The sequence below is a fragment of the Actinomyces oricola genome (assembly GCF_004104015.1).
Taxonomy (GTDB): Bacteria; Actinomycetota; Actinomycetes; order Actinomycetales; family Actinomycetaceae; genus Actinomyces; species Actinomyces oricola.
The window spans coordinates 1-6,213 of the sequence record NZ_RYFV01000045.1 but is presented as its reverse complement, the minus strand read 5'-3'; the positions used below and the strand labels follow the sequence as shown (position 1 = coordinate 6,213).

Here is a 6,213-nt window from a genome sequence, read left to right as displayed (position 1 = left end):
CCACCACCATCCGACGCTTCATCGACACCTACAACAAGACCTGCAAACCCTTCTCCTGGACCAAGCCCGCCGACCAGATACTCAAGAAAGCCAAGCGCCCAACTACTTCAGAAACACGACACTAGGTCCTCGTCGGCACCATCGGCCTGAACGGCCGCATTAGCCGCCGCATATACGGCGCCCTCGGGGGAGTGCTGGAAGCAGTAATGGAAGCCGGTAGAGTCTGTCGCGCCGGGACCATAGGTAGCAGAAACGGGATAGGCCATTGTGCCCTGGTAGTCCCAGTGGTCGACAGCGGGCGCCTCGGTCAGGTAGGCGGTGCCGAGGACCTCGCCCGTGAGGCCGCATACGCTCTGGTTCCCATCTGGAGTGGAGCTCTGATTCCCATCTGGAGTAGCGGAGGGCGCAGAAGACGGTTGGGGCTGCTCGTGACCAACAGTGGAAGCCGCCGATGCCGACTCGCCCGCCCCGCTCCCGCCTCGCACCGCGGTAATGGCCGCGAAGGCCCCGCCCCCCGCGACGACGAGAGCCACGACCACCGCGAAAACAATGAATCCAGGGCGCGTAAAAAGACCTTTACCCTTACCTTGACTCATGGCCTTGTCTCCATCCCTTACCAGACGAGGGAACCGACGAGCGAGGCGGCGGCGGAGATAATGATCGCGCCGGCCAGCGCCATGGCAATCTTGCCGATGACAAAGTCAGCCATCGACCCAGTGATCGCCAAAAGAGTGTTCATTGAGATACCTTTCAGTTGGTGGTGCCGGCGGCACCAGGCCTCAGGGTGTACAGCTCGTCAACAAGACGAACGGCTCGGGGATCGGACCTCACTGTGGTACGTGCATCGGGAGGCTGGACTCCCCCGGGCCTCCATAGGCGCCCACCGTCCGCGGCTCCGCGTCTTGAGGTGTGACGACAACGGGTAGGTGCAGGGCGGATGTTGGCGTCGGCACGCCGGCCTGCGGCTGTGCAGGGCCTATTTGTGTGGGGAGCAGGGTTAATTGTTATCTACTTGTCTCCACCGGCGTGGGATCGCGAGTCAGCCAGGGGTTTACTGCGGTGGGCATGAGAGACTCCTCTCAACGCTGTGCGGTAATTCTAATCATCGAAACTAACATAATCAACCTGGATGACTATGGGTGTGAGAATCACTTTTGCGTATAATCATGGGCGCACATAACTGGGCGATGACAACAATTATAGACGAGCCTTCATCCGCCTGGACTCACCGCGACCCATAAACACGCGCACTGGACCAATAGCGCGCAACTCAACCTCTTGAACCTCTGAATTCCGCTCACGCGCGCTCGTTCTCGCGTAGCCCACAATGCCGCTCATCGACTCACCCCGGCTTCGCATCACGAAAAACACTCTCCGCTGCGGCACAGCTGCCTTTGACCCGACGAGCCGCCTCCCGGAACTCGCGGCCCTCGTTGACGACAACGGCGACGAGTCGATCATCCACGCCATGAAGGCCCGACAACTCTATTGAGGGCAGCACGCCTTAAGCCGGCCTCAACGCCGGGGCGCGTGTTGCGCGTAGCAGGGACGTTGGTATCACTGGCCGGGGAAGGGCTGCTGGTCACCGGGGAAGGGCTGCTGGCCGGGCTGGGGAACAGGCCCCTGCATGGGGACGCCGGGCTGGCCCTGCATGGGGACACCGGGCTGAGGAGCAGGTCCCTGCATCGGCTGGGGAACAGCCCCGGGCATGGGGGCGGCGAGCTGGGCGGCCTTGCGCTTCTTGGAGTTGTTCACCAGAACAGCAGCAATGATTGCGCCGACGACCACCAGCAGGAGCACTCCACCGCCAATGAGGAGGAGCGTCATGGAGCCGCTGCCATTCTCGTCCACAGCGCGCTGGTCTTCCTCCTGGTCCATGAAGTCCTGACCCACAGCGCGCAGGTCTTCCTGCTCGTCGAGGAGGTGGTCCCAGGTGACCGTGTTGCCCTTGACGGTGCTATTCCCACTGTGCTCTGTGACCTTCCCCGGGAAGGTCACAGAGAGGCTGGCCTCAATGTCGTCCTTGTACTCCTCCATGTAGGAGACCTTCTCCATGGTGAAGACGTAGGTGTCGCCCTCATGGGTAATGGATGTGCCGTCGTGAAACTCGTCGAGGGGGACGTTGGTAGCCATGACCTCACAGGCCGGGTCCCCGTTCCTCTTCGTGAAGGTGTAGGTGATCTCTACCCCCTCGGGGATGTCGGCGGTAGCGCCCATCCCCTCTTCGCTGCAACCCTCCTCTGTGACATAACCAGATCCTGAGGAATCCCACACAAGATACGTGAAGTCGACCGTGTCGTCCTCTTTAATCCTGAAGTCGTAGTCGACACCGCAAGCGCTCAGAAGCACCAAGAGCGGAATCAGGGCTGCTGCCGCGGCACGCCGGCGATTGGTGGGAAAAAGGACGCTCATGGGCGCGAGTCTACCGAGCCCCCGGGCAGTCCCGAAGGGCCTCGGGCAATCCCGATCCATCAGAACACCCGGCAGTTTAGTGCATGCTCGTGCTCAAAGGCGTATGGGCGGCCGCCCCACGTGACGACGCCTGAGCGGACTGTGGCGGGATGCGTGCTGAGACCACGAGCTTCGCTCGCATAGTGGAGGTGCTGGGTGTGGGTGCGTTCTTGGCGTCTCGTGCCGTGGTCAGGGCGGGCGATAACAAGGTGATGACAAGGTGGGTGACGAGATGGGGCGGGCTGATCCACCACCGGTAGATGCCGTCTCATGGTGGCCCCTTACTCGGCGTCGGCCCAGAACTCCGCCAGTGTCGCTCCCAATTCCTCGGCCTTCTGCATGGGTAGCGAGTGGGTGGCCTCGGGCCAGATCTCCACTGTTGCCTGGGGGAGCAGGTCGCGTGCGCGTGCCGCTGCGCCCTGGCCGCCGGCTAAGGAATCTTGTCCCGCGATGGCCACATAGACCGGCATTGTCATGGTTGCGGCCTGCGCCTGGGACAGGGGCGAGGGCGTCGGCAACTCCGCCGAGAAGTACTGCGAGCCGGATTCGATCATCATGGCCAAGGGATCGTCGGATGCATTGTTGTAGTCGACGCCTCCGATCCTCCCCAGGGCCGTCTCCCGGATTCCCCGCGGAAGGCCGGGCAGTGAGGCGATGGTGGCCCAGGCCATGAAGCGCGCCGGTGGATAGCCGAAGGTGAAGACCGGTTCAAGAAGAGCCAGCGAGTGGACCCGTTCGGGATGGATGCGGGCGTACGCGGCCGCCGTCGCGCCGCCGAAGGAATGGCCGACGAGGTGCGCCCCGTCGGGGGCCACGACGTCGAGGACTTGGTCGATCCACTCGGCCTGGTCTGTGAAGGACTCCAGCGGGGAGGACTGGACCGACAGTCCGGCGTCGCCGAGGGCGTCGAAGGCGATGACCCGGTGCCGGGCCGCAAAACCGGCGAGGTTGGCCGACCACATGGGGACCCCCGAGGAGCGCCCCGGCAGGAGGACCACGGGCACCGTCTGAACGGTTTGCTGTGCGCTCCACTCGTAGGCTCGCACGAGCCCGTAATCCGTCTGAATGTCGTACTGGGCGGTGGGTTCGGGCAGCAGTTCCATGGCCCGGTTGTAGGCGGTCATGTAGGCGGCCCGGCCTTCGGCCGACCGGAAGTGCCCCACGCCGACCGGCCCCATCACGGCACTGCCAATACTCCAGGCACCGATCAGTGCGAGAACGATCACGAGCAACCGCACCACTCGTCGCGCCTGCCGCCTGCCGGACGATGCGGCGCCAGTTGGGGAGGAGTCGGGCGAGGCGCCGGTGGGTGCGACGCCGTCGGGCGAGGAGGAGCTGGGACGAGACCTTCTCTTTTGCAGTATGCTCATACTGCAAAATATCACGGTACGTCTGTACTGTAAAGGCATGCCGAAGACCGTTGACCACGACCAGCGCCGAGCCGAGATCATCATGGCCTTGTGGGCGGTCATCGCCGAGAGGGGGATTGAGGGCGCGAGTCTGCAGGCCGTGGCGCGCACGGCGGGCATCTCGGTGGGACGCATCCAGCACTACTTCGCCTCCAAGAACGAGCTCGTGCGCGCCGGGTGCCAGTTCATTGTTGACCTGGCCGAAGCGGGGCATGCCGAGAGGACCCGGGAGTCGGCGCCGTGGGACACACTCACGGCGCTGCTCACCCAGCCGATCCCAGTCACGGAAGAACGCCGGCTCGGCACAGCAGTCTGGTACGCCTACATGGCCCGAGCGGTGGTCGACCCGGGCATTGGCGAGATCATGCGCCAAGCGACTCGGGGGGCGCATGAAGAGGTGCGCAGTCTCCTGGAGGCGGCCGGCGCGCCATCCCGCCTCGCCGCGCCCCTGCTGGGCCTGAGTGCGGGCCTGACGCAGCACGTCCTCATCGGCTCCATGACGGCGTCGGAGGCCATCACCGCCATGACCGCGCAGATCGACGAACTCCGGCGGGTCCAACCATAGCCGGTCCAGCGACCCGATCCGTCCGACGGCGCCGGGATCCGCAGGATACGGATCCGATCCGCCCGACTTGAGTCATGACATTGTGGTGTCCCGGGAGCCCGTGATTGTCTCCGTGCCGCCTGCACCGACCTGCGAAGCGATGCGGGCGATGTAGTCAAGGTGCGCTTCTATATAGGCGATGTCCGACAGGTAGAGCGCCACGTGCCCGTCATCGATGTGCTGTTGGAACCGCTCGTCACCCTCATCGGCCGCGCCCCGCATGAAATCCACTAGCGCCTGAAGCCGCGGGACGAACGTCGACACGGCGTCGGGGCACAGGCGGGGAGCCGCCCCGTAGGCATCGAGGAATACGCGCGCCCGAGCCGCCTGCTGCTGTAGATTGCCGAAACCGTCGACATTCTGACGCTCCGTGAACGGCGCGAATCGGTACAGCGCATAGGCGAGATCCCAAGCGCGAGGGCCGGGACGAGCCGTGTCGAAGTCAATGATTGCGACTGCCCGCCCGGAGCGGAACACACAGTTGTATGGCGCTAAGTCGGAATGGCAGATGACTTCCCTTGGCTCCATGGGAGGGAACATCCAGCGATCCTCGGAAGTGTTCGCAATATCGACCGTCGCCTCATGGTAGTCCCGCAGCAATCTACCCGTTGAACGCAGGGCGGTCGATTCCCTGGGTTCCAGGGCCATAAGCACGGCCGGGACCGCGGCTTGCCCACTGCGGTGAACCGCTGGCCGATCATCCGGTCGCTTCCAACGGCGACCGCGGATAGCTCTCGTGAGAGGTTCAGTTGAAACGCGAAGGCTCTGCCTTTGAACGTCCACACTGTCCGCGTAGTTGCGCAGCCCACTGTGTGCAGCGCCTCTTCACATCGTCGAGCTGGCCGGCCGTCAGGCCGTAGACCAGTACCTCCTCAGGCTGGACACGCTCCACGTTCTCAAGGTTCTGGACGAACTACTCCAGGTCGAAGCCAGCATCCGCTCCCCGGGCCAGGTCAAGCAGTTCAAACCTATCCTGCCGCCGACGGATCTCCACCGTGTAACCCTCAGCACGCAGCGCCGCAACGATCCGATCGAACGACGTCCTGAACCGAGCCCGAGCCTGCTCAACGGTGAACAGGTCCACATCCTCGGTCGGCCGGTCAATCAGTCCGTGCTCGCGGATCGCCCCCGAGCCGGCCAAAACGAAGCCGGCATCATCGCCGACGGCCCCCAAGGCCAAACGGGTGATGCGCCGCTGCTCCTCCTGGTCTCTGTTCATGCGCCGATCCGAAGCCGGGGGAAACGGCTCTCCCACAAACCGCGCACGCGCGGGTCAATGTTCAAAATCGGCCACACCTCGATGAGCCGGTCTCGATTCATCAAACGGCACTGCTCGTCGGCAGTCCCCTCGGCCAGCAACGCCTGATAGGCCATACGACACCAACCGAGGTTGGACACGTCCACGCCGAACCGATCAGCCTGCCAACGCACAGAGTGGGGCAGGTCGATGGGCCCGTCATAGGGGCCGCGCAACTCATCGAGCGACGTGGGCGCGTCATAGGGCTTGACATCGCGGAACCGCAGGTGGGCCACTGTCACATCGGCCACAGCCTGACTCCTTCCATCTGTCGTCCCAGTGGTTGCCGTCACGGCGACCACGGGGAGCTCCTCTCGCTCGGTACTATGGCCGAAATGAAACAAAACCGTATTCCAGTGCGTTCTTAGGTGGAGATTAGTGTGGGTGCGGTATAGAATGGGTGCATGCGGGTTGATGTGACACGGGAAGAACGCGATGTCCTTTTGAGGTGG

At 63.7% G+C, this 6,213-nt stretch carries 8 protein-coding genes; 1 reads left to right on the top strand and 7 read right to left on the bottom strand.

Annotation, left to right across the window (positions count from 1 at the left end):
• Positions 1-107 precede the first annotated feature (107 nt).
• The 4 genes from EUC46_RS12130 to EUC46_RS12115 all read right to left on the bottom strand — a co-directional run bounded on the left by EUC46_RS12130 (position 108) and on the right by EUC46_RS12115 (position 3,821).
• Positions 108-596, bottom strand: coding sequence for a DUF8175 domain-containg protein (locus EUC46_RS12130; protein ID WP_128774419.1), 489 nt, complete (start codon positions 594-596; stop codon positions 108-110).
• A gap of 17 nt (positions 597-613) precedes the next feature.
• Positions 614-739 (bottom strand): hypothetical protein, encoded by a 126-nt coding sequence (locus EUC46_RS13350; RefSeq protein ID WP_277750494.1) that lies wholly within the window; start codon positions 737-739, stop codon positions 614-616.
• An 818-nt stretch (positions 740-1,557) separates the two neighbouring features.
• Positions 1,558-2,412, bottom strand: coding sequence for an LppM family (lipo)protein (locus EUC46_RS12120; RefSeq protein ID WP_128774418.1), 855 nt, complete (start codon positions 2,410-2,412; stop codon positions 1,558-1,560).
• A 320-nt stretch (positions 2,413-2,732) separates the two neighbouring features.
• Positions 2,733-3,821, bottom strand: coding sequence for an alpha/beta fold hydrolase (locus EUC46_RS12115; RefSeq protein ID WP_241655572.1), 1,089 nt, complete (start codon positions 3,819-3,821; stop codon positions 2,733-2,735).
• 37 nt (positions 3,822-3,858) lie between these two features.
• Between EUC46_RS12115 and EUC46_RS12110 the strand changes: the two genes are divergently transcribed.
• The gene (locus EUC46_RS12110; protein WP_128774417.1) at positions 3,859-4,425 is read left to right on the top strand and encodes a TetR/AcrR family transcriptional regulator; all 567 of its coding nucleotides are present in this window, start codon (positions 3,859-3,861) and stop codon (positions 4,423-4,425) included.
• A 72-nt stretch (positions 4,426-4,497) separates the two neighbouring features.
• On the opposite strand, the gene EUC46_RS12105 is transcribed toward EUC46_RS12110, so the two are convergent.
• The 3 genes from EUC46_RS12105 to EUC46_RS12095 all read right to left on the bottom strand — a co-directional run bounded on the left by EUC46_RS12105 (position 4,498) and on the right by EUC46_RS12095 (position 6,012).
• Positions 4,498-5,112 (bottom strand): phosphotransferase, encoded by a 615-nt coding sequence (locus EUC46_RS12105; RefSeq protein WP_128774416.1) that lies wholly within the window; start codon positions 5,110-5,112, stop codon positions 4,498-4,500.
• 265 nt (positions 5,113-5,377) lie between these two features.
• Positions 5,378-5,683, bottom strand: coding sequence for a nucleotidyl transferase AbiEii/AbiGii toxin family protein (locus tag EUC46_RS12100; protein ID WP_128774415.1), 306 nt, complete (start codon positions 5,681-5,683; stop codon positions 5,378-5,380).
• Positions 5,680-6,012, bottom strand: coding sequence for a transcriptional regulator (locus EUC46_RS12095; protein ID WP_128774414.1), 333 nt, complete (start codon positions 6,010-6,012; stop codon positions 5,680-5,682). Before EUC46_RS12095 ends, EUC46_RS12100 begins: the two co-directional genes overlap by 4 nt.
• Between the last annotated feature and the right edge of the window lie 201 nt (positions 6,013-6,213).

Excerpts from the sequence above, each read along its gene's own strand:
- EUC46_RS12130 (WP_128774419.1), bottom strand. The coding sequence starts at position 596 with ATGAGTCAAGGTAAGGGTAAAGGTCTTTTTACGCGCCCTGGATTCATT.
- EUC46_RS13350 (WP_277750494.1), bottom strand. The coding sequence starts at position 739 with ATGAACACTCTTTTGGCGATCACTGGGTCGATGGCTGACTTTGTCATC.
- EUC46_RS12120 (WP_128774418.1), bottom strand. The coding sequence starts at position 2,412 with ATGAGCGTCCTTTTTCCCACCAATCGCCGGCGTGCCGCGGCAGCAGCC.
- EUC46_RS12115 (WP_241655572.1), bottom strand. The coding sequence starts at position 3,821 with ATGAGCATACTGCAAAAGAGAAGGTCTCGTCCCAGCTCCTCCTCGCCC.
- EUC46_RS12110 (WP_128774417.1), top strand. The coding sequence starts at position 3,859 with ATGCCGAAGACCGTTGACCACGACCAGCGCCGAGCCGAGATCATCATG.
- EUC46_RS12105 (WP_128774416.1), bottom strand. The coding sequence starts at position 5,112 with ATGGCCCTGGAACCCAGGGAATCGACCGCCCTGCGTTCAACGGGTAGA.
- EUC46_RS12100 (WP_128774415.1), bottom strand. The coding sequence starts at position 5,683 with ATGAACAGAGACCAGGAGGAGCAGCGGCGCATCACCCGTTTGGCCTTG.